The sequence below is a fragment of the Dawidia soli genome (assembly GCF_018598185.1).
Lineage (GTDB): Bacteria > Bacteroidota > Bacteroidia > Cytophagales > Cyclobacteriaceae > Ohtaekwangia > Ohtaekwangia soli.
Genome location: NZ_JAHESC010000074.1, coordinates 1 through 22,179, shown reverse-complemented (window position 1 = coordinate 22,179; position 22,179 = coordinate 1). Strand labels below are relative to the sequence as shown.

General features: G+C 52.9%; 19 protein-coding genes. 3 read left to right on the top strand and 16 right to left on the bottom strand.

Annotated elements, in window-relative coordinates; all coding sequences use genetic code 11:
- The 5 genes from KK078_RS28915 to KK078_RS28895 form a co-directional block, all read right to left on the bottom strand.
- On the bottom strand, window positions 1–304 hold a 304-nt coding region (locus KK078_RS28915), incomplete at its 3' end, for a sigma-70 factor domain-containing protein (RefSeq protein ID WP_317196006.1).
- 86 nt (window positions 305–390) lie between these two features.
- Window positions 391–2,538 (bottom strand): polyribonucleotide nucleotidyltransferase, encoded by a 2,148-nt coding sequence (gene pnp, locus KK078_RS28910; RefSeq protein ID WP_254094209.1) that lies wholly within the window; start codon window positions 2,536–2,538, stop codon window positions 391–393.
- 120 nt (window positions 2,539–2,658) lie between these two features.
- Window positions 2,659–2,934 (bottom strand): 30S ribosomal protein S15, encoded by a 276-nt coding sequence (gene rpsO / locus KK078_RS28905; protein WP_254094207.1) that lies wholly within the window; start codon window positions 2,932–2,934, stop codon window positions 2,659–2,661.
- A 91-nt stretch (window positions 2,935–3,025) separates the two neighbouring features.
- Window positions 3,026–4,858, bottom strand: a complete 1,833-nt coding sequence (locus tag KK078_RS28900; RefSeq protein WP_254094205.1) for an LptF/LptG family permease — start codon at window positions 4,856–4,858, stop codon at window positions 3,026–3,028.
- A 45-nt stretch (window positions 4,859–4,903) separates the two neighbouring features.
- Complete coding sequence (locus KK078_RS28895) at window positions 4,904–5,305, bottom strand: START-like domain-containing protein (RefSeq protein WP_254094203.1); 402 nt, start codon at window positions 5,303–5,305, stop codon at window positions 4,904–4,906.
- A 522-nt stretch (window positions 5,306–5,827) separates the two neighbouring features.
- Between KK078_RS28895 and KK078_RS28890 the strand changes: the two genes are divergently transcribed.
- Both KK078_RS28890 and KK078_RS28885 read left to right on the top strand, forming a co-directional pair.
- Window positions 5,828–6,163 (top strand): hypothetical protein, encoded by a 336-nt coding sequence (locus KK078_RS28890; protein ID WP_254094201.1) that lies wholly within the window; start codon window positions 5,828–5,830, stop codon window positions 6,161–6,163.
- A 148-nt stretch (window positions 6,164–6,311) separates the two neighbouring features.
- Window positions 6,312–7,154 carry a DUF3667 domain-containing protein gene (locus KK078_RS28885; protein ID WP_254094199.1) on the top strand — a complete coding sequence of 281 codons (843 nt, stop codon included), beginning with the start codon at window positions 6,312–6,314 and terminating at the stop codon, window positions 7,152–7,154.
- Here the strand turns inward: KK078_RS28885 and KK078_RS28880 are convergent.
- Both KK078_RS28880 and KK078_RS28875 read right to left on the bottom strand, forming a co-directional pair.
- Window positions 7,135–8,448, bottom strand: coding sequence for an ABC1 kinase family protein (locus KK078_RS28880; RefSeq protein ID WP_254094197.1), 1,314 nt, complete (start codon window positions 8,446–8,448; stop codon window positions 7,135–7,137). The genes KK078_RS28885 and KK078_RS28880 overlap by 20 nt on opposite strands.
- Before the next feature lie 32 nt (window positions 8,449–8,480).
- The gene (locus tag KK078_RS28875) at window positions 8,481–9,161 is read right to left on the bottom strand and encodes a TetR/AcrR family transcriptional regulator (RefSeq protein ID WP_254094195.1); all 681 of its coding nucleotides are present in this window, start codon (window positions 9,159–9,161) and stop codon (window positions 8,481–8,483) included.
- A 71-nt stretch (window positions 9,162–9,232) separates the two neighbouring features.
- Here KK078_RS28875 and KK078_RS28870 point away from each other — a divergent pair, with 71 nt between their 5' ends.
- Window positions 9,233–10,441 (top strand): tetratricopeptide repeat protein, encoded by a 1,209-nt coding sequence (locus KK078_RS28870; protein ID WP_254094193.1) that lies wholly within the window; start codon window positions 9,233–9,235, stop codon window positions 10,439–10,441.
- A gap of 11 nt (window positions 10,442–10,452) precedes the next feature.
- On the opposite strand, the gene KK078_RS28865 is transcribed toward KK078_RS28870, so the two are convergent.
- The 9 genes from KK078_RS28865 to KK078_RS28825 form a co-directional block, all read right to left on the bottom strand.
- Window positions 10,453–11,190 (bottom strand): DUF4184 family protein, encoded by a 738-nt coding sequence (locus tag KK078_RS28865; protein WP_254094191.1) that lies wholly within the window; start codon window positions 11,188–11,190, stop codon window positions 10,453–10,455.
- A 12-nt stretch (window positions 11,191–11,202) separates the two neighbouring features.
- A complete protein-coding gene (locus tag KK078_RS28860) occupies window positions 11,203–12,741 on the bottom strand; it encodes an MFS transporter (RefSeq protein WP_254094189.1) in 1,539 nt (512 codons plus the stop codon).
- A gap of 176 nt (window positions 12,742–12,917) precedes the next feature.
- Window positions 12,918–14,105 carry a tetratricopeptide repeat protein gene (locus tag KK078_RS28855; RefSeq protein ID WP_254094187.1) on the bottom strand — a complete coding sequence of 396 codons (1,188 nt, stop codon included), beginning with the start codon at window positions 14,103–14,105 and terminating at the stop codon, window positions 12,918–12,920.
- Window positions 14,106–14,135: 30 nt separating this feature from the next.
- Entirely contained in the window at window positions 14,136–16,736 is a 2,601-nt protein-coding gene (gene gyrA, locus KK078_RS28850; RefSeq protein WP_254094185.1) for a DNA gyrase subunit A, read from the bottom strand.
- Between the two features lie 173 nt (window positions 16,737–16,909).
- Window positions 16,910–17,965 (bottom strand): hypothetical protein, encoded by a 1,056-nt coding sequence (locus KK078_RS28845; RefSeq protein WP_254094183.1) that lies wholly within the window; start codon window positions 17,963–17,965, stop codon window positions 16,910–16,912.
- Window positions 17,966–18,114: 149 nt separating this feature from the next.
- Entirely contained in the window at window positions 18,115–19,518 is a 1,404-nt protein-coding gene (locus KK078_RS28840; protein ID WP_254094181.1) for a COG3014 family protein, read from the bottom strand.
- 5 nt (window positions 19,519–19,523) lie between these two features.
- On the bottom strand, window positions 19,524–20,099 hold the full coding sequence (locus KK078_RS28835) for a penicillin-binding protein activator LpoB (RefSeq protein ID WP_254094179.1): 576 nt from the start codon (window positions 20,097–20,099) through the stop codon (window positions 19,524–19,526).
- A gap of 76 nt (window positions 20,100–20,175) precedes the next feature.
- On the bottom strand, window positions 20,176–20,829 hold the full coding sequence (gene rpe, locus KK078_RS28830) for a ribulose-phosphate 3-epimerase (protein WP_254094177.1): 654 nt from the start codon (window positions 20,827–20,829) through the stop codon (window positions 20,176–20,178).
- Window positions 20,830–20,884: 55 nt separating this feature from the next.
- Window positions 20,885–22,179 (bottom strand): S8 family peptidase (locus KK078_RS28825; protein WP_254094170.1); only part of this gene is annotated, 1,295 nt, incomplete at its 5' end.

Genomic DNA, 22,179 nt, shown 5'->3' with positions numbered 1-22,179 from the left:
ACTTAAAACCACGGGTCTCATCAAAGCGTTGTGCTGCTTTGATCACGCCCAGGTTGCCTTCATTGATCAGGTCACCCAGCGACAAGCCCTGGTTCTGATATTGTTTCGCTACTGACACCACAAAACGGAGATTCGCTTTTGTCAACTTCTCCAACGCTATCTGATCGCCTTCCTTAATCCGCTTTGCCAGCTCCACTTCTTCGTCGGGAGTAAGCAAGTCAACCTTACCAATCTCCTGGAGATATTTGTCCAGGGACTGGCTCTCGCGGTTGGTGATTTGTTTGCTGATCTTAAGCTGTCTCATGTCCCTTTTTGTGCTCTGTTTACGTCAATACGATTGCTTAACAATATACTGTTTTAACTTAGTTCCTGTCAATGACGGGTTAACGATTATTCGGCCGGTGTTGTTTCCTTTTTCGGCGGTCTAGGGATCAGAACTTTTCGGGAAAGACGGAATTTGCCAGTCTTTTTGTCTACCTCGATCAGCTTCACTTGAATTTCTTCGCCTACTTCGAGCACACCTTCCATGGTCTCGAGACGTTCCCACTTGATCTCCGAAATGTGGAGCAAGCCGTCCTTGCCAGCCATGAACTCAACAAACGCGCCAAACGGCATGATCGACTTCACCTTGCCGGTGTAAACCTCTCCAACTTCCGGCACGGCTACGATGGCCTTGATGCGACGCAGAGCGGCGTCCATCACGTCCTTGTTGGTAGCAAATACGTTGACGATACCTTTGTTGTTGACTTCCTCGATCACAACGGTAGCACCGGTTGTGTTTTGGATGTCTTGTACCACTTTTCCGCCGGGACCGATTACAGCACCGATCATCTCTTTCTCGATGATCACCGTTTCGGCACGTGGTGTATGAGGCTTCAGATCCGGACGAGGCTCCGCCAGGGTCTTCTTCATTTCATTCAGGATGTGCAGGCGACCTTCGCGCGCTTGCAGCAACGCCTCGCTCAACACTTCATAGGTCAGGCCATCCACTTTCAGGTCCATCTGGCAGGCGGTGATGCCCTGCTCGGTACCGGTCACTTTAAAGTCCATGTCACCCAGGTGATCTTCGTCGCCCAGGATGTCAGACAGGATCGCATATTTACCGGTAGCAGCATCGGAGATCATCCCCATGGCAATGCCCGATACAGGGCCTTTTACAGGTACACCTGCATCCATCAACGCCAGGGCGCCCGCACATACGGTAGCCATCGACGACGAGCCGTTAGACTCGAGGATATCCGATACGATACGGATGGTGTACGGGTTCTTTTCGTCCGGAGGCAATACTTGCTTCAGGGCACGGAAGGCCAGGTTGCCGTGGCCTACTTCGCGACGGCCAGGGCCCCGGTTGGGCTTCACCTCGCCGGTAGAGAAACCAGGGAAGTTATAGTGTAAAATAAACTTGCTGGAACCTTCGATCATCGCACCGTCGATCATCTGCTCGTCCAACTTCGTACCCAGCGTTACAGTCGTTAACGACTGCGTCTCACCCCGGGTGAAAATAGCAGAGCCGTGTGTTCTCGGCAGATAGTCAACCTCAGACCATATATTTCTGATTTCCTTGGTTTTACGACCATCCAAGCGCAGGCCTTCTTTAAGCGCCAGATCACGGGCGGCTTTTTTCAACACCTGCTTGTAATAGCGTTTTACCAGTACGGTGTCCACCGTCGTATCTTCCGGCAACGACGCGAGGTAGTCCTCCAGCGGCTGCTCGAGCGCCTGTGAACGCTGCTTCTTGTTGGTGATCAGTTGACGCGCGGTAGCGTACAGGGTATCATAGTATTTGGCATGGATCTCCTGCTGCAGGGCTTCGTCTTTGTCTTCGTGATTGTACACGCGCTTCTCGGTCTTGCCGACCGCCTGAGTCAATTCGATCTGAAGCTTGCATTGTTCTTTGATAGCTTCGTGTGCTGCCTTCAGTGCCTCGAGCATGTCTGCTTCGCTCACTTCTTTCATCTCTCCTTCCACCATGAGGATGTTCTCGATAGAGGCACCCACCATCAGGTCGATGTCGGCGCGGCCCTTTTGTTCCATGGTCGGGTTGATGACAAATTTGCCGTCGACACGTGCCACGCGTACTTCCGAGATCGGGCCCTGGAAAGGTATATCCGACACCGACAGGGCTGCAGAAGCGGCGAACGCTGCCAATGAATCCGGCAGTGCATTCTCATCACCCGAGATGAGGTACAGCATGATCTGTGTATCGGCGTGATAGTCGTCGGGGAACAGCGGACGGATCGCGCGGTCTACCAGACGGCTGATCAGAACTTCGTAGTCAGACAGTTTGCTTTCGCGTTTCAGAAAGCCGCCCGGCACTTTGCCAGTGGCAGCGAATTTCTCCTGATAGTCTACCGACAAGGGCAGAAAATCGGCGCCTTCCTTTGCTTCGGGTGAAGATACTACCGTGGCCAGGATCATCGTGTTTTCCATTTTCAACACAACAGAGCCATCGGCCTGACGGGCAAGCTTACCAGTCTCGATCGAAATTTCGCGGCCATCGGGCAGCTTACATGTTTTTGTTATCGCAGTGGGTTTCATAATAGGGTACGATTGAAGATAATCCGGCCCGAATGAATAGTTCGGGCCGGGTTATCCAAGATTTTTTAAAATGCAAAAAGGGAACCTTTATCAGGGTTCCCTCTGGGGAATGTTATTTGCTTACTTTCTCAGCGAGAGCTCAGCGATGATTGAACGGTAACGCTCAATGTCAGTATTCTGCAGGTAGTTCAGAAGCTTCTTGCGCTTACCTACCAGTTTCATCAGACCTTGTTGTGTAGCGAAGTCCTTCTTGTTTTCTTTCAGGTGTTCGGTCAGGTGGTTGATCCGATGCGTGAACAGGGCGATTTGAGACTCCGGGGAACCGGTATCTTGTTTCTTTTTAGCGAAGCCGTGTTTCGCGAAAAGATCTTGTTTGATAGCTGTAGTTAAATACATCTCAAAAAATGTTTTATCTCTTTATTTCAGGGGGCAAAGGTAAGCCAAAATGGCCGAATTTTCCAAAAAATAGCAAAAACTTTCACTGACGTCACGAAACCGCCGGGGCTGTATCCTTGCCTTTTTGGAACCAACGCTTGATCTTATCAAGCACAACTCGGTAAAAATCAGCCTCAAATAACCGGGCATCGATCCGCGCCTGCCGCAGGAAGAACAAGCCCACGATCAATAGCAGGAAGTCTGCCATCCATACCCCTGTCACAACGCTTATCTTCGCCTGCTTGGCCAGTTTCTCACCTTGCATGGTCGTAATGTAATAGATAATAAAGAAGAGGATCGATACCAGGAATGGCACCCCCAGCCCACCTCTCTTAATAATAGACCCCAGTGGCGCCCCGATCAGGAACATCGCCAGGCAGGCCATCGAGCTGGAGAATATCTTATGCCACTGGATCTGGAAGGTGCGCAGCTCGACGCTGGAATTGTCGACACTCGAATTTACGTTCTCAATCTGGCTCTTCACTTGCCGCGCCTGGTTAGCAGCGCCCTGCAATACATTGTGCGCTGCGGGCATGGTAAAGACGCTGTCAAGCTTGGCACGACGGGCAGAATCTGTCAATACCTTTTTCTTCACTACCACCGGCGGCGGCAGTGGCTTGGCTGTGGAAGTCTTCTTCTTCACTGATGATTTCTTGATTTTAGCCTTCCGGGCATTCAGGCTGGGGCTCCGGTCCGGGCGTTTAACATCCAGTTCGCGCGGTTTACGCTTCACGGCCGGCTTGGTCGTCTTTGCCGTGGCAGAAGGCGAAGCCTGAGCCGTCTTTTTGTCTGCGTTCAACGTGGCCGTCTTTATGTCGTCTGCCTTTGCCGCGGGTTTCGTGGCCGGTGACGTCGCTGGTTTTGTTTCGGCTACGGGGTTGGTCTTAGGTATATAGGGCAAGCGCGCCACGGAGTCGCGGTGCTGTTTGTGATTATAGACCTCGCGTGGCATGATCAGCGAGTCTCTCCGGAACAAATAGGTGAAGTAGCTCGGCCGGTACTGATAGTAATTCAACCGTTGTGTCAGGATCTCGCGTTGGGTAGAGTCGATATCCTGGTCCAACTCGTTCAGGTTCCGCATGATACGGTTACCCTGAAAGAACTTCTTATCGGTCCGTTCGAGGTTGAACGACGAAAGGTCGAACACCACCTGAGCCTTCGAAAACTGGCTGCGGCTGAGCGACTCGGGATTCCGTTTCTTTTGTCCCGTCATCTCACGTTCGTTACTGGCCCCTTCCGTATACTGGAAGCCGTTGTACAGCTCGAACTTGAGGTAGCGTTCGTTCAGAATGGTATACATGCGGCCCGAATCGGCAACGGTCACTTCCTTGTTCCCGTCATTCTTCCGGTGGTCATACAGCACCACGTCGCGCAGCGTAACGCCGTCCGGAAACTTCTTATTTACCTTGATACTGATGTCGTTGATGCCATTATAAAAAGCGCCTTCGCGCAGATCGAGCGCGGGCTTCTTTTGCTTGATATCGTATAATAAGCTGTACGCTTCCAGCGCGGCTTTGGGTACCAGGTTGTTGTTCACATAAAATGCGACACCCGTCAGCAGGACCACAAATACACAGATCGGCGCCATGGCCCGGATAAGCGACACGCCCGCTGCCTTGATGGCGGTGAGTTCGAAGTGCTCCCCCAAATTTCCGAATGCGATCAGTGACGAAAGCAGGACCGCCAGCGGCAATGCCACAGGCGTCATGAAGATGGCAAAATAGAACAGCAGTTGCCCGATCACGTCCGCGCCCAGCCCCTTGCCGATGATGTCGTCAAAATACTTCAGCATGTGCTGCGTCAGCAAAATGAAGACCACTACCAGGAAGGTCAGCACAAACGGGCCCAGGAAGGCCCCTAAAACGAGCTTATCAATTTTCTTCATCGGATGAACAAGCTCAAAAATAAAGCCAATGCCATGATAAAAGCACTATCCCCCGACGGTTTTGTGTAGTTTTTCCATCAGGCCGTTCCAAAGGTCCTGCAATTCTTCGACGTCGTCAAAATCTGAATAGTCCAGCACCTTTAAGAATACCGACTGGGTTAGCTCGTTGAACTCGAGCCGCAGCTCGAAGTACGATGGGTCGTTTTGATCTTCGCCGTCTTCGGGAAGGAACTCAAAACGTGCAAAATGGTTGATCCGGAAAGCTACCTGCCGGGCTTTGCGCACTTCGTGGTCCCAGCAGAACAGAAAGGTCTTGTCGTTATTGTTAATGCGTACGTCGTCGGCAAACCATTCGGCGAGACCACCCGCCGTCTGGATGTAGGGATACAGCATCTTAATGGAAGCATGTATTTCGTAGTCGCCAGAAAACAATTTCTTTTTGACCATACGTTAGCGGTGCCATGAGTACATCATCATGGTTGAATATAGAGCATTTTGAGATGAAGACAAAATCAAGATCACGCCAGGCGAACTACGTCACAACTGGCTTGGGCGAGAGAAGCAGAGCATCAGGCTTTCAAACCTTCCTTCTTAATGAAGCAAAATACACAGATACCAATTTGAACAAGGGCCGTAGACGCGATTGTTAAAAATACCTCCATATTCGCATTGATTTAGGTTCGGATCAAATTTAGATGGAGTTCCAAAAACAACTCGTGCTCAAAAGTTTATCCGCATCTGGCTGCGGTAATTGATCAAATATATCTTTCAATGGATTTACGCCTCACACTCAGTAAAAGCCCGACAAAAGATAACCTTCGTAAAATCGCTGATTATGTGGGAAATAGCGCTATACGATTCAAAGCGTTAGTAGAAGTATATCAGGGTGGCCCCTACCGAATTACCCAACGGGCTGTCCACGTTATAAGTCTATGCGTCGAAAAACACCCGAACCTCGTCGCACCGCACTTGCGCACCATACTGGCCATGCTCGAAGCCGACGACGTGCCCGTCGCCATCCAGCGTAATACCATGCGGCTATTACAATACTGTGAGATCCCCCGACGGTTCCGTGGGACACTCGTCGATCGCTGCTTTGGCTATATCACAGACCGCGGCACCCCGGTAGCCGTGCGGGCGTTCTCCATGACCGTATTGCATCGCCTGATTGAAAATGAGCCTGACTTGAAAAAAGAGCTGCAGATCATACTCGAAGATGAGCTTCCCTACGCCTCGCCCGCTTTTGTCTCGCGCGCACGTAAAATTCTACAGACTATTGAAAGACAGCAAGTTGGTATCCAATAGTAACATCTTCACTTCTATTAGGACGGGGTTGAAGACCGGCTTGCTGGTACGAATCTTACCATCGTCATGTTTATCCCTTCACGGAACCGGGAAATTGAGCCACACCCCGTACTTTTGATCTTATTTCTCTACCATGGCGGATGGCAGCATGATGGCCGAACACATCTGTAAAAGTTGCGGCAACTCATTCCACGGGTTGTATTGCAACCTGTGTGGTGAGAAGGTCATCCTTCCCAGGGACCGTCAGATCGGCTCGGCCATGAGCAAGGTGTTGATCGCAACGACCTTTAACGACAACAAGTTTCTCCACTCCCTCTGGCCTACTATTTCCAATCCCGGATTCCTTTCCCGCCAATACGTCGACGGGCGTCGCGTGATGTACATGCGACCGATGCAGATGTTCTTTATCCTGAACCTGGTATATTTCTTCTTCCCAGTGCTGCAGATGTTCAACGCATCGCTCTATACCCAGCTGAATGTGCTGCCGCATAGCAAGTTGGCCCGGGAGATCGTATTCCGGAAAATACAGCTGGAGGGAATGACGATGAAGGGCTTCGAGCTGATCTACAACAACAAGACGATCGGTCTGGCCAAACTGCTGGTGGTGATCTTTGTCGTTCTGGCAGCCCTGCCCCTGAGCCTGATCTTCCGGCGCCGGAACCGCTACCTCTCCGACCACCTGGCCTTGTCGATCGAGCTTACAAGCTTCAACCTGGCCGTGAATGCCATCGGCCTGACCCTGGTGTTCTGGGTCATCAGCAAGATCTTTCAACTAAGTCACGCCGGCCCCGCCAGCTACCTGAATGACCTGACGCTAACGATCATATTCGTTTCCACCAACCTGTATTTCATCACCTACGCCGGGCGTACGTTCTATAACCAAAAGGGCAAACGACTCGTCCTCAAAGCATTGGCCGGTATCATTGGGCTCTTCCTGGCCCTGGAGGCCTACCGGCTGATCCTTTTCTTTATTACGATCTGGTTACTGTAGCGGCCGTGCGCATATCGACCGTGGCACGCAGGTCGTGTAGAATATTATACAAGCCGAAATACGTACGGTTGATGTACACCGCATCGCGCACGCCACGCGCCCTCTTCGACTCACGCAGCTCCTTCATGGAAGTAAGACGTTCGCCAAACGCAAACAACTCCTGGAAGTAGGCCCCGTCTGAGAAATCAAACCGGTCCGAACGGAAGGGCCGGGCCAGCAGCTCTACCAGTTGCGAGAATATGCCCGTGAAGAACTTCCGATCCTTGACGGTGTCATCGGCATAAATAAAACGAAGCTGCTCGAATACCGTGTCGCGCTTGCGCGTGTCGGTCAGGATGTCGGCCTCCAGCAACTGAAAGTACACTTCATAGAAGCTTTCGGGAATAACCTTCACACATCCAAAGTCAATTATACCCAGGGTATCCTGAGGGGTGATGATGAAGTTCCCGGGATGCGGGTCCGCGTGCACCGCCTTGAGACGATGCATTTGGAAATGATAGAACTCCCACATGGCCTGCCCCAACCGGGTGCCGGCCTCCGGTGAGATCTCCTGGCGAAGCCTTTCGCCTAGCGGCATGCCCTGGATCCAGTCCATGGTCAGGATGCGTGGACCGGACAGCTCCGGGTAATACTGCGGAAAGACAAGATGCTGAATATGTTTACATTGTGCAGACAGCTCCATGGAGCGCTGCAGCTCGAGGTGATAATCGGTTTCCTCCAGCATGCGCTGCTCGACCTCGGAGATGAACTCGTCATACTCCACGGGATTCAAGTTGAACATAGACAACGCAATAGGCTTTACCATGGCCAGGTCTGATTTAACACTGTCGCCTACGCCGGGGTATTGGATCTTTACTGCCAGGTCTTTGCCGTCCAATGTTGCGCGGTGCACCTGTCCCATGGACGCAGCGTTGGAAGCCTTGTGACTAAAAGTATCGAAGATCTCTTCCGGCCCCTTACCAAAATGCTGCTTGAAGGTCTTCACCACCAGCGGATACGACAGCGGGGGTGCGCTGTATTGGGCCATGGCAAACTTCTGCTGGTAGGCCGTTGGCAGCAAGCTCTTATCGAGGCTGAGCATTTGCGCCACCTTTAACGCGCTGCCTTTCAGCTCGCTGAGGGAGTTATAGATGTCGGCGGCATTGTCCTCGTGCAGCTTGTCGCGGCTCACCGTCGGATCGATGAGCTTCTTACTGTAGTGCTTGATGTAGTTGGTGCCGATCTTGGCGCCGGTCGTGATAAACTTGGTCGCCCGCTCGACCTTTGATACGGGAATACGCTCAAACTCTTTCATACCTGATCCCTGTCTCCCCTCTCCCATTTGATCTAGAACTTGTGCTGCTGGTATAAGAACTTGCCGAAGTCGAGAGCGGAATCCAGTGCGCCCGTCCCGACCAGGTCAAAAGCCAGGTTCACCGATTTCTCGACGGCTGCGTCTGTCCGCTCAAACCCGGCGCTGTCATCCTGTTTCCAAAAGGTCAGGATAAACCCGAGATGCAACCAGAACAGATTGGGATATTGTTTTTCCAGGTACGGCCGGGTAGCAACATCGCCGCGTTGTTTTCCTTCGGCCAGCAGTGTCGTAAAAAATGCGTCGAATGACGCGCGGAATGAGCGCAGGTAAGCCGGGGTTATTTCCAAACGCTTGGAGCCGTTCAGGTAAAGCAACACCAGGCTACGCTCGGAGCGCAGCGTTTCAAGCAAGGTAAAATAGAACGCCAGTACCCGCTCGCGTGTGTTAAAATTATTAAATGAATCATCAGCCTGTAATCTATTGACCGTCTGATCGATGAACCACTTCCAAACAGCCCGTTCCAACGCTTCAAAAGAACCGAAGTACTGGTAGAACTCGTCTTCGGCAATGCCGGCATCCAAACAGAACTTATACACAGACGGTGGCTGGTGTCCGTGGGTCAGCAAGTGCGCCTTATAGGCAGCCATGATCTTGTCCGGCTGCGGTTGTTTGGCGGCCGATTTGCGTGACGAGGTTTTCTTGGCAGTATCCATACTGCCTTAAACAGCATTACATCACAAAGGGTTTGCACGAAACCGGTGAATCTTTCGTTAATTTATAACCGATGAGAAGCCTAGTAATGATTTCCTGCCTGTTGATCTCGTATCTGGTCAGCAGCGGACAGGAGAAACGTCGCAGTGCCGAGGAGCTATTTGAGTTGGGAGAAACCGCCAACAACGAGGGCAACTACGCCCGCGCCGTCGATTGGCTCACACAATGTCTCGCCGTAAAGCCCGGTTTTACCGATGCCTATTTCGCCCGGGCCTATGCCCGTGAGCAACTCAAAGACATCGACGGCGCGTTGACAGACTATAGCATCTACCTCGAGCGAATGCCTAACAGTCCCGAGGCGCTCTTCAGCCGGGGGCAGATTTTTTACCAGCTCAAGAAATACGACCAGGCGTACGAGGATTTTGTCCGGTTCCTGCAAGCCCCGCCGGGAGCAACCACAACGATATACTTCAGTCAATCCGCCCATGTCGGCAGTACCAACCCTGTCACGACAGCGCAGAGCGGTAACAAGCCGTTGATCTACAACTACCTGGGTGTCATCGAGCAAAAACGCAATAAGCCCGAGGTAGCTGTCGCCTGGCTCGACTCCGCCATTGTGCTCAATAAGACGGAAGCAGACTTTTATGTAAACCGGGCACTGGCCCGGCAAATGCTAAAGGACTCGGTGGGTGCCAAAGCCGACCTGGAAAAAGCCCTGTCCCTGCAGCCCAACCACACGGGTGCACTGCACAATCTCGCCGTTACCAAACGCGCCCAGGGTTCCCGGCAGGAAGCGCAAAGCTCGGTCGACCAGGCCATTGACGCGGACTCGAGCATGCTGGCCCCCTATCTCGAACGTGCCTACCAACGCATGGAAGGTGGTTACTTCAAGGGTGCACTCGAAGACTATACGCAGGCCCTGGAGATCGAACGCCGGGATCCTGAAATATGGTTGAGCCGCGGCATCGTACGCGACCGGTTGAAGGATTATACCGGCGCTTTCGCGGATTATACACAGGCCATCGAGCTCAAGGAAAATTATGTCAAGGCCTGGATCAACCGCGCCAACGTACTACTCAAGCTGGAACGCTACAAAGACGCCGTCGATGATTACACCGTGGCGTTGGTCTATGTACCCGACTCGGGCGCTGCCTACTACAACCGCGCCATCGCCCGTGAGCGCCTGAAGCAGCTCCCGGCCGCCTGCGAAGATCTCCGGAAAGCTGAGTCGTTGGGCATGAAAGTCGATACCAAGCTCAAAAAGAAAATCTGTGGTGACTAGGCTGCAGGGTGTTACACCAATTCCTTCCGGCGAAAGTCGATCAGTCCGGAAACAATACATCCCAGGCACAATCCGCTGATCAGGACTACAATGCGTACGCCTTCGGTGTCGTTGACCCGCGCATAGACCGTAAACCGCACCACCACCACGATCGCCGTGATCGTCAGCAGCGTAAGCCAATAGGGCAATATCGCAACATTGGGTGATGGTAAAGGCCGTCGTTCCTTCAGCAGCATGTAGATCAGAATGAAAAATAATCCGACAAACGAGCTGATGTATTGCAAGGCATAAAATAACGGATAGCGCACACCTTCGTACGGCACTACGGCGCCCTCGTAAAAAGGCAACCGGGTGACAAAATACCCTTCCGCATGAGTAAAGCTATCCCAGAGGATATGCGAGACGGTACCCAACGCTGCCGAAATCACAAAGGGTACCAGGTTCGCGCGCAGATACGGCACAAATTCAAAGCAGTACGTATCGTAAAAACGATCGCGAACGAACGCTGGCAAAGAGGCCAGCAGGTTTTTCTTCACTACCTCGTGAAACAGCCAGGCAAGTACGATCGTCACCGGGACGTTGAAATACAAGATACTCAATAACGTGTGGCTGAACTTCCCCTCCGTACTGAGGGTGAAGAAATACGCAAAGTCCGGTGCCATGCTGCCGATGATCAGCCCTGTAGCCGACAGTTTCCGGTTCTTCAACAGGGGCAATACAAGGGCAGCATGAGAGGGTGTAAACGGCATAGGGGTGCAAAACTACAAACTATCGACGACCTGTTCTTTCTTCTTATTCTTAAGAAAGATCATGCCGATGCAGAATGTAATGGCAGCCACCACAATGGGGTACCACAACCCCGCCAGCGGGTCACCCGCCGGATTAGAGGCGGTCTTGCTGTTCTCAAAAAGCGACGTTGCCAGGAAAGGTGTCAGCCCCCCGAAGATGCCATTGCCGATATGATACGGCAGCGACATAGACGTATAGCGAATGTGTGTCGGGAAAAGCTCTACCAGGAATGCCGCGATCGGGCCATAGACCATTGTCACCAGCACCAGCTGCACCAGCACCAGGCCCATGAGCGCCCAGTACGGTTCACCACTCAGCTCCAGCTCTTCCTTGGGTTCGCCGGGCGCCCCGCCATCCGGTATGACAATCGTTTTGGACAGCGTACTGCCATCGTCATAGACGATGATCGTCTTCTCCGAAGTCATCATCACACCTTCCGCATTGACATGGCTATCTTTGACGATCTTCTTTTCGCTTGGAATTTCCGTTTTATAGGTCACGTCGGTCAGCAGATACATTTGCCGGTACAACGGCCGGAATAACAATACCGCCAGCAGCATGCCCGTCATCATGATCACTTTCCGCCCGAACTTATCCGACAACCAACCAAAGTAAACAAACAGCGGTGTTCCGATCAGCAAGGCAATGGCCACAATGTTGCGCGTCTGGACGAATTCCACACGACAGGTCTTCTCGATAAATGTCATGGCATAGAATTGCCCGGTATACCAGACCACCCCTTGTCCTGCCGCCGCGCCGAACAAGGCGATCAGCACCAGCTTGAGGTTTTCAGGTTTTGTAAAGCTTTCCTTGATCGGATTCTTGGAGATTTTACCGGCGGCCTTGATCTGCTTGAACAACGGCGACTCGTCCATGCGCAAGCGGATAAAGACCGACACGGCCACCAGCACAGCCGACAGGATAAAAGGAATACGCCAACCCCACGCAGAGAAAGCCTCGCCGCCCACGGAGCTACGCACCGCCAGGATCACACCGATCGAAACAAACAATCCCAGGGTGGCCGTTGTCTGAATAAAGCTGGTATAAAATCCGCGTTTGCCCACCGGGGCGTGTTCCGCCACGTAGGTCGCGGCACCGCCATACTCTCCTCCCAGGGCCAGACCTTGTAAGAGGCGCAGGATCAACACCAGTGCCGGCGCGAACATTCCGATCGAATCATAGCCTGGTATCAAACCGATGGCAAACGTCGATCCCCCCATCAGCAACAGCGTGATCATAAAGGTATATTTCCGCCCCACCATGTCACCCAGCCGGCCAAACACGATCGCGCCAAAAGGCCGCACAATAAAACCGGCGGCAAAGGTTGCCAGCGTCGCCAAAAAGGCAGCAGTCGGATTGCTCTGCGGAAAGAATTGTTCCGAAAGTATTGTGGCCAGGCTGCCAAAGATGTAGAAGTCGTACCATTCGATCAGCGTTCCTACAGAAGAGGCGGTGATCACAAACCAGAGCGTTTTCTTTTGCTCTGGGCTAACAGTTGGTTGGGGCGTCATGGGCGGTGTTTACAGTAACTACTTCTGAGAAAGATACTATACATCACCAGATTTCCCAATGCAATCGGATACGGTTAAACGCCAGATCACGATAAATGGTCAGAATAGGGGTACACAAAAACGAGACAGGGGGCAAAAAGCCCCCTGTCTCAATATTCTGTAGGTGTGATCCTCGATTAGTCGTCGGCGCCCAGGGCCTTCAGCTTAGCCGTTACACGCGCATCGTTCTTGTCGTCGGCGATGTAGTAGTACAGCTGACGCAGCTTGTTAAGCAGGTCGATCTCCATATCTTTTGAAGGGATCTTCATCTTCTCTGCTTTTTCCAGGAACGGAATAGCCGCTTCGCTTTGCTTCACGCGCTTTTGTACCAGCTCTTGTTTTTTCTTGGCGTTCGCCGCCGAGATACCCAGTTCGTTGATCTCCTTTGAAGTCTTGTCGATCTCGATCAGGTAGAAGTTCGCCAGGTTGTATTGTGCGTCGAAATAGTCCGGTGTGATCGCCAGGGCGCTCTCGAAATTTTTCTTCGCATCCTCAAATTTCTGCAGCTCGTTGTTCAGTACGCCGAGCAGATAGAAGCTTTGTGCATCGTTGGGATTAGCCTTCACGGCGGTCTCCAGCAGCTTGGCCGCTTCGTCATATTTCTTCAGCTGGATAAGCGAGTTCAGCTCGACTGCTTTCAGATCTTTGTGTGTCGGAAGGACTTTCAACACTTCGCGGGAAGCCGCCAGCGCACCTTCGTAGTTCTGATCTTCATATGCGATCAGGGCCGGCATCGTCATGGCTTGTGCTCTTCTACCACCCAGCTTTACATATTCTGACAAATATTTAACGGCTTTCTCACGCGCTTCACCATTGAAGGCCGCATAACCGGCGTATTCATAGAAGGTTGTGTCGGTCGGCTTGAAAGCAATACCTTTTTCGAATTGCTGCAGCGCGCCTTTGAAGTCTTCGCCGTTAAACAGCTTGTCACCCTTCATCAGGTAGCTGTTGGTGATCGACGTCACGGCCATGTCGTAGGGGATCAGGCCACCCTTCTTGTCGGTTACAAAGTAAGAGGAAGCCTTGCTGCCAGCAAGCTCGTTGGCTTTCTTGAACGAAGCCGCGGCCACGCTCGCCAGGTCTTCGGTCGAGTTGTACGAAGAAGTGGTATCCATCGCACCGTAGATCACGCCGCGGTAAAACCAGGTCTTACCATCGTTCATGGTCTTTTCGTACGTCGTCGCCGCGTCGATCATCGTCTTGGCTTCGTCGAACTTACCATCTTTTAATGACGTCAGTGCTTTGTTGATATTCGGTTTAACTTCCTTCTGTGCCGATACAATTCCCGGAACGGCCAGGAACAACACAATAGCTAATTTTTTCATTGTCAGTTGTTTATATAAGTGGGGAATATATTATGATAGGGTTTCATCCGGTGTTTCATCCCCCTCCGACGCGCTATCGTTATCCTGGCCTTCTTCGGAGCTTTCGGGACTTTCTAGGCGTGGCAAAGGAGCTTCAGAACTTTCCTGAGAACTGTTCTTATCTTCTACAATTTGCTGAATTTTCTCCACAGATGATATCCTGTCGTCATCATTTAACTTGATGAGACGTACCCCCTGCGTAGCGCGGCCCATAATGCGCAATTCGCTTACTGCAATGCGGATTGTGATACCAGACCGGTTGATGATCATCAGCTCATCGTCATCTACCACCTCCTTGATTGCAACTATTTTGCCAGTCTTCTCTGTGATGTTCAGCGTCTTCACACCCAGGCCGCCGCGGCGGGTGATGCGATAGTCGTCGATCGACGAACGTTTACCGTAGCCGTGCTCGGATACTACCAGCAGGTTGGCGTCTCCACGGGTAATGCACACCATGCCGATCACCTTGTCGGTATCGCCTTCCAGGGTCACCCCGCGCACACCGGCAGCCATGCGTCCCATCGGGCGCACATCGGCCTCATTGAAGTGTACCGCCTTACCTTCGCTCTTGGCAATGATAATGTGGTTGCTGCCGTTCGTCAACGACGCGTTCAGCAGACGGTCGCCTTCGTGGATCGTGATCGCATTGATCCCGCCCTGGCGCGGCCGCGAGTATGCTTCCAGCGAGGTCTTTTTAATAATACCGTTCTCCGTACAGAGGATCACGTAGTTATTATTGATGTAAGCATCGTCTGTCAGGCTCTTGACCTTGATGATGGCACGTACCGTATCGCCCGACTCGATGTTGATCAGGTTTTGGATGGCACGCCCCTTCGACGTTTTGTTACCTTCCGGGATCTCGTAGGCCTTCTTCCAATATACCTTACCCTGATCGGTAAAGATCAGCAGATAGTTATGCGCGTGTGCGATAAAGAGGTGTTCCGTAAAATCATCCTCTTTGGTGCTGACGCCTTTCGAACCGACGCCACCACGTCCCTGCGTACGATACTCGGAAAGCAACGTGCGCTTGATATATCCCTGGTTGGAAATGGTGATCACCATCTCTTCGTTCGGGATCATGTCTTCGATCGAGATATCGTCGTCGCTGTGCACGACCTGCGTACGGCGCTCGTCGCCATAACGGTCCCGCAGCTCGGTCAGCTCGTCCTTAATGATCTGCATGCGCAAACCTTCGTCCGCCAGGATGGCGTTGAGGCGATCGATGAGCGCCTTAACCTCCTTATATTCTTCCTGGATCTTGTCGCGTTCCAGACCGGTGAGGCGCTGCAGACGCATATCGAGAATGGCCTTTGACTGGATCTCCGACAAACCGAACCGCTGCATTAACCCTTCTTTCGCAGCCTCCGGATCTTTCGAATTCCGGATCAGGCTGATTACCTCGTCTAAGTGGTCGAGGGCGATCAGATAACCTTCAAGGATGTGCGCACGGCGCTCGGCTTCCGCCAGCTCAAACTTCGTTCTGCGGACGATAACTTCATGACGGTGATCCACATAGTGATGAATCATGTCCTTCAGGTTCAACGTCATCGGACGGCCCTTTACCAGGGCTACATTATTGATGCCGAAGGTTGATTGTAACTGTGTGTATTTGAACAGGTTATTCAGCACCACATTCGGTACTGCATCACGCTTCAGATCGTATACGATACGATACCCCTCACGGTCCGATTCGTCGCGGAGATCCGAAATGCCTTCGATCTTCTTCTCATTTATCAGCGCCGCTGTCTTTTCGATCATCATGGCCTTGTTCACCATGTAGGGTATCTCCGTCACCACGATCTGGTCTTTGCCCGAAGACGAAGTAACGATCTCCGCCTTGGCGCGCATGACCACACGGCCACGGCCTGTCAGAAAAGCTTCTTGTACACCCGCGTAACCATAGATCAGTGCACCGGTCGGGAAGTCAGGTGCCGTAACGAACTTCATCAGTTCCTGAACCGTAATGTCTTTATTGTCAATGTAGGCGTGAATGCCGTCCACTACCTCCCGTAAGTTGTGCGGAGCCATGTTGGTGGCCATCCCCACGGCAATACCCGACGAGCCGTTCAACAGCAGGTTGGGGATCTTACCCGGCAGTACGGAAGGTTCTTTCAGCGAGTCGTCAAAGTTGGGCTGAAAGTCGACCGTATCTTTGTTGATGTCGGCCAGCATTTCTTCCGCGATCCGACGCAGACGGGCTTCCGTGTAACGCATGGCTGCCGGCGAATCGCCGTCAATCGAACCAAAGTTACCCTGGCCGTCCACCAGCATATAACGCAGCGACCAGTCCTGGGCCATCCGGACCATAGTGTCGTACACCGAAGCGTCACCGTGCGGGTGATACTTACCGAGTACCTCCCCCACAATTCTGGCGGACTTCTTATACGGCTTGTTATAATTCACCCCCAGCTCAAGCATACCGTAAAGCACCCGGCGGTGCACCGGCTTGAGCCCATCACGCACGTCCGGAAGTGCACGGGAGATGATCACCGACATCGAATAATCGATGTACGCACCGCGCATTTCATCTTCAATATTGATCGGAATTATACTTTGCCTGCCTGGGACCAGGCCGCCTGTTTCTTCTGCCATCTAAATCGTTGTTTTTAGCTTGAATTAAGCCTTTTTTTAGGCCTCGCAAGATAGTAAAAAGCATCAAAAACCACGCGCAGAAATGGAATAGTTGTGACAACAAAACGCGGCTTTTTACAAGGCTGGCACGCACACGGAAACCCTGGCAAAAAGCATCGTGAAGCCGCCGCCGCTTAGTACGGATTCAGCTTCTTTTTGTTCTTGCCTTTGTACTTGATGAGCGTCGGATAGTTCTCACCGTAATGCGGGTTCTGCTTCTTGTAGATCGGGTGCCGGCGGCTCCTGTACTCGCGGTTGCCGTGCGCATGATTCATCTGCGCATGGCATGTCTTGAGGAAACAACGACGCAGCTCGGGGATCCGGTACGTGGCCCCTACGTTGACATAAAACGCATTGAAGCGATGCTGAATGGATTGCCCCGTTTCCGGCACGTTGAGCTTATAACTCTTGATCTCGTACGACGGACGCACAAACAAGCGGAAGTACTCCGACATTTCGCGCTCCACCGTTACGCCCAGGTTGACATAAACGCCCTTCTTCATCTGGCTCTTGTCAAATTTCTTACCCATGGCATACCCCCCGATGTTGGCATCCACCACCAGCAAGTAGTCGTTGTAACGATACACCGATGCCCCCAGTAACACAAAATACTTCTTCAGGAAAAAGCTCGTCACCTCCGGTGAGTAGTTGCCGATGCGATCGGAATAGCGCAGCGGCCGGAAGTCGCCCACGCTTGTATATTCAAACGAATAACCGCCACCGATGCGGTAACGCTCGAACAGCTCCACGTGCAGCGTGGCGCGGATCGGTATGTTAAACGACTTGCTTTTGAAGCCGATCTCGGCCGTGTCGGAGTTGACCTGGTAGCCCCCCGGCTGCAACGTGTTGCCTTGGGGTTGTATCTTGTTGAACCAGTTGGAATAACCTTGCGCAGCGTTGTCGCCTTGAAAGATCTTTGGCATCGAGTCCGGGTTCTGCAAAATACCAAAACCGTCCAGCTCGTGCTTGAACGTGGTCGCGCCGTATCCGGTGCTCAAACCGAACGTGACTTTGCTGAGAATGCGCCGGAATAAACCGGTACCCTGCCGCTTGATGTAGAAATACTCCAACGGTACGGAAGCTTCCTGCTCCGTCTCATACTGGGCAAAGGCATCGGGCATTGCTGCCAGCAAAACCAGCACCAGGGTGGCTACGACGTAAGGCTTTCGAAAAGTGCGTGTTAAAGCCATTAAGCTAAAAAATGTAAGCCCTTCACAATCTGGCTATTGAAGGTTAAAGGTAAATGAATTTCGGCAATCATCCTAAGATTGTTTCCGGGTTGATTCGGTAAGCTGTTGTTTTCACACCTTCGATGCGGTCTGATCGCCATAAGCCTTCGTTAGTAGTACCGGGAGGGCGTGTACCGCGTCTCTAACGAAGAAAACGTGTGAAAAAGTGTCTGACCCTGTTTTGCCTGGTAGGTAAATTTATAATCGGTCGTGCGCGATTCCTCCGAAGTCAGCTGAAATACAATGTCATTCGCACCCGCTTTCAACGGCACACGGCTGTAATAGATACTGTGCGGCAGCGTTTGCCAGTTACGGGTGTCCGCCTTTTCGGTCATGGCGTTTACCAGCCCGATCACCGCGCCCAGCCCGTCGTCTTCCTTGCGCACGCTGTGCTCGGCAGCCTTTTTTAAGGCTGCCCGTAACAGGCCCTTTCCAAACTCTTCGACCATGCGCTTCTTCAAGCTGTAAAAAGCCACCTTGTTAATGTCCTCACCCAGCTGCATCGGATAACGCTCACCCCCCAGGTCGATGGTCGCCGCGCTGAAATACGGTGTACGTTCTGTATACCGCGGAAAGGCTACCCGAAACACCTCCAGGTCGGCCAGGTCTGAACGCTCCTTGTCCTTTTCTACGTGAAAAGGAAACGCCACCCCCAACCCATCGTTATTAAACACGACCATATCGTCTGAAGCACGGTTGATCGCAAAATTGATGCTCCACTCCGTCTTCACGGGACTGAGACCGTTGTGCCAGAAGAATACCAGCTCCGCCTCGGGCGCCGTCGGTTTGTAAGTCTCCATCCCAAACTGCTCTTTGAACTTGTCGAACTCTTCATAGAACCCATTCCAATACGCCGTATTCAACAGGTCGAGCTTGAGCTGTTCGGGCGCAGTCATGTTAAACATCTTGGCATACTCACCCTGGTAGATTTCCAGTGCGTTGCGATAGGCTATAAAGGCGTTGTTATAGTCGCGTGTCGACTGATAGATGATTCCCATCAGCGTGTGAATAAACGCATCCTTTTGAAACTTCTCTTCGGCCTTGTACTTGTCGCTGAGCTGGTTCAGGCGGATGTTGAGACGGCGGCATTCCACCAGGGCGTTGTCAGGCTGGCCCAACTTCAGGTAGTTGATGGCCTTGAAGTAAAGCAGCATGAGGTGCTCGTGGTCTTCGCCGCGGTATACCTGAAAGTTCGGATTGGTGAGATACGAAGTTGCCTCGTTGATGTAGTTGAGGTGATAGTCTTCTCCAAAGAGAAAGCCCTTCTCCAGATATTCGTTACTCTCGTCGTACTTGCCCAGGACGGAAAGAAGCAATCCGTTGTTTACGAAATAAAGAAAGCGAGCCTTGCCATTCTCTTCGCGGTTGTTCTTCTTCAACGTCTCCAGCGCCTGCTGCAGCTCGCCGCGCTCGAACTCACGGTTAAAGTCAACGTGCTTTTGATAGTACGTAGCACACGCTGTCAGGCAGCATGCCACGATTCCCACCAGCGCATACGAAAACGTGCGGCGCATAATAGTTAGTTCTTCACCAGCTTCTTGATCTCCTGCTGGCCGTACCAGATCCGCTTGTTGGTTTCGATATCGGTCAGGAACAAGGTCGTGATATAATTCACCACGCGTTTCTTGTTGTAGGTGTCCGTTTCGGAGGTCATCTCACCCAACAGCATCAGGTCGGCCCCTATCTCCTTACCGAATTGTTTAGCCGTTTCCGGCGAAGCAAAGGCCTGTTGATCCGTGCGTTCCACACGCAGCTTGTCGCGAAACTCGTCGGACTCCACCAGCTCCGCCACGGCGGAGTTCAGCACCACCATCTCGATCTTCTTGACGTAGTTGTCGGCATCGATATGCTCGGAAGTCTTATTGCGGATAGTCCCTACGATGATCACGGGCTTGCGGCCCAGTTGTTTGGCATAGTTCTTAAACGACGCAGCGTCAAACAGATCGTAGATCATCTTGTCGGCCACCATACGCGAGTCGGTATCATTCCAGCGCCCGCTCAGGTCTATCTGTTCAGCAGGATCGACTCGGGTAACGGAACGTGAACAAGAAACCAGGATAAGAAAGAGGGCGATAAAAGAGTATAACTTCAGCATTGCGGGGTAGTTAGTTTGGTTGGTGAACGTCAAAAATCCTGCCGAAGTTGCAGCACAGCGTGAAATCTGTACGGGCCTATACCGCCGCCAGGTCGCGGATCACCGCCTTAGGGTCCGGCGCCTGAAAGACAAAGCTGCCCGCCACGAGCACATCCGCACCCGCATCCAGCAGTCGCCTGGCGTTCTGCAGGTTTACACCCCCGTCTATTTCGATCAGCGTACTGGCGCCGGCATCGACGATCAACTGCTTTAGCATCTGCACCTTGCGATACGTATGCTCGATAAACTTCTGGCCGCCAAAGCCGGGGTTCACGGACATTACACACACCAGGTCGATATCGCCGATGACATCGGCCAGCCCCTGTACGGGCGTATGCGGGTTGATGGCGACACCCGCCCGGCAACCCAGCGCCTTGATCTGCTGCAGGTTTCGATGCAGGTGGGGGCAAGCCTCTACGTGCACCGATATGTTCGCCGCGCCCGCCGCGCGAAAAGCTTCCACATAGCGCTCCGGCTGCACGATCATCAGGTGCACATCCAGCGGCTTGGCCGCATGGCGATGGATGGCTTCCACCACGGGCAGCCCCATGGAAATATTGGGCACGAACATACCATCCATGATGTCGACATGGATCCAATGCGCTTCACTTTCATTGAGCATGGTGATTTCCCGCTGCAGGTTGGCAAAGTCGGAGGCCAACACAGAGGGTGCGATGATGGGACGGGGCATAAGGGATGGGTATGAAATCTAGGCCGCTAAAATACGGATTCAACCCCAACGAACCCTAGCGTCTGATGAGTTTTTGCGTCAGCATACCACCCGCCCAGGCGATGCGGCAGATATAAAGGCCTGCACCCAACGAGGTCAAGTCAACGATACGCTCGGGGTGGTCGGCTGAAAAGTACAAGGTCTTTTGCAGCACCCGCTTGCCCTCCGCCGAAACCAGCTCCACCCGGCACGTGTCAAACTCTTCCGGCAGGTATGACCGCACCCGCAGACTGTCGTCCTCTACGGGGTTGGGATATACGCGAATGGGATTCTCCCGTCGCTGCGCAAAATAGGTCTCGACGTTTTTGTAGTGCGGAATGCCGTAGCCTAGCAACGTATCGGGCCGGCCGGCTTGCGACCCCGAAAGGCGAATCGCTTCAAATAATTCGGCCGCCGTTAATTCGGGATATCGTTGCCAAACACCCGCCACCAGGCTGGTAATGATCGGCGCCGCCAGCGATGTACCCGTTACCGTGCCGAGCCCGCCGTTGGCCTTGATCACACTGGTGCTCACACCCTGCGCCGCCACGTCGGGCTTTGTCCGGCCATCGGCACTGGGGCCCTTCGAGCTGGAGTTCGCCCGTATCCCGTCACGGTTCACGCTCGCCACCGCCAGCACACCCCGGGCATCCGCCGGCGCGGTAATGAGCTGCCAGCTTACAGCCCCCTCATTGCCGGCGCTACAGATCACGGCAATGCCCCGGTCGGCCGCCCACTGCGCCGCGCGCGTAATGACCGTCGTCTTTCCGTCCAGGGCCGACTTGCTATAGTTCATCGAAACATCGTCAAAGTCATAATAGCCCAGCGACGATTGAATGATGTCGGCGCCGGCACTGTCCGCACGCTCCGCGGCAAACAGCCAATTGTACTCCTCGATACGATATTCATTCGCGGCATCTTCCGTTACATAGAGCTGGTAACGGGCGCCATAGGCGCCGCCGGTGAAGATACCGTCTTCGTGTGCCGCAATGACCGAGAACACCTCCGTACCGTGGGTGTCGTATTGAAAGACATTCTGCGTATTATAAACAAAGTCGTGCGACACCGTCAGGTCGATCCGGCCTTCGGCAAACAAGGCACTGAATGCCGGCGCCGTATCGACACCGGGAAAACCGGCATCCAACACCGCAATGGTCAGCCCTTGTCCCAGGAAACCATCCGCATGCATCGCATCGATCCCCACCATCGACAACTGCGTGTCGGTAACTTCGGCCGCAGCGGCCTTGATCCTGGCCTCGCCACGCCTGCGGCCATTTCGCGCCAATCTGGCTTCCGGGGCCACGAGCTCCACCCGGTCCACTACCGCCAGGC

Excerpts from the sequence above, each read along its gene's own strand:
- KK078_RS28845 (WP_254094183.1), bottom strand. The coding sequence starts at position 17,965 with ATGGCTTTAACACGCACTTTTCGAAAGCCTTACGTCGTAGCCACCCTG.
- KK078_RS28835 (WP_254094179.1), bottom strand. The coding sequence starts at position 20,099 with ATGCTGAAGTTATACTCTTTTATCGCCCTCTTTCTTATCCTGGTTTCT.
- gyrA (WP_254094185.1), bottom strand. The coding sequence starts at position 16,736 with ATGGCAGAAGAAACAGGCGGCCTGGTCCCAGGCAGGCAAAGTATAATT.
- KK078_RS28840 (WP_254094181.1), bottom strand. The coding sequence starts at position 19,518 with ATGCGCCGCACGTTTTCGTATGCGCTGGTGGGAATCGTGGCATGCTGC.
- KK078_RS28875 (WP_254094195.1), bottom strand. The coding sequence starts at position 9,161 with ATGGATACTGCCAAGAAAACCTCGTCACGCAAATCGGCCGCCAAACAA.
- KK078_RS28885 (WP_254094199.1), top strand. The coding sequence starts at position 6,312 with ATGATGGCCGAACACATCTGTAAAAGTTGCGGCAACTCATTCCACGGG.
- KK078_RS28855 (WP_254094187.1), bottom strand. The coding sequence starts at position 14,105 with ATGAAAAAATTAGCTATTGTGTTGTTCCTGGCCGTTCCGGGAATTGTA.
- pnp (WP_254094209.1), bottom strand. The coding sequence starts at position 2,538 with ATGAAACCCACTGCGATAACAAAAACATGTAAGCTGCCCGATGGCCGC.
- KK078_RS28900 (WP_254094205.1), bottom strand. The coding sequence starts at position 4,858 with ATGAAGAAAATTGATAAGCTCGTTTTAGGGGCCTTCCTGGGCCCGTTT.
- KK078_RS28865 (WP_254094191.1), bottom strand. The coding sequence starts at position 11,190 with ATGCCGTTTACACCCTCTCATGCTGCCCTTGTATTGCCCCTGTTGAAG.
- rpe (WP_254094177.1), bottom strand. The coding sequence starts at position 20,829 with ATGCCCCGTCCCATCATCGCACCCTCTGTGTTGGCCTCCGACTTTGCC.
- KK078_RS28880 (WP_254094197.1), bottom strand. The coding sequence starts at position 8,448 with ATGAAAGAGTTTGAGCGTATTCCCGTATCAAAGGTCGAGCGGGCGACC.
- KK078_RS28860 (WP_254094189.1), bottom strand. The coding sequence starts at position 12,741 with ATGACGCCCCAACCAACTGTTAGCCCAGAGCAAAAGAAAACGCTCTGG.
- rpsO (WP_254094207.1), bottom strand. The coding sequence starts at position 2,934 with ATGTATTTAACTACAGCTATCAAACAAGATCTTTTCGCGAAACACGGC.
- KK078_RS28895 (WP_254094203.1), bottom strand. The coding sequence starts at position 5,305 with ATGGTCAAAAAGAAATTGTTTTCTGGCGACTACGAAATACATGCTTCC.
- KK078_RS28870 (WP_254094193.1), top strand. The coding sequence starts at position 9,233 with ATGAGAAGCCTAGTAATGATTTCCTGCCTGTTGATCTCGTATCTGGTC.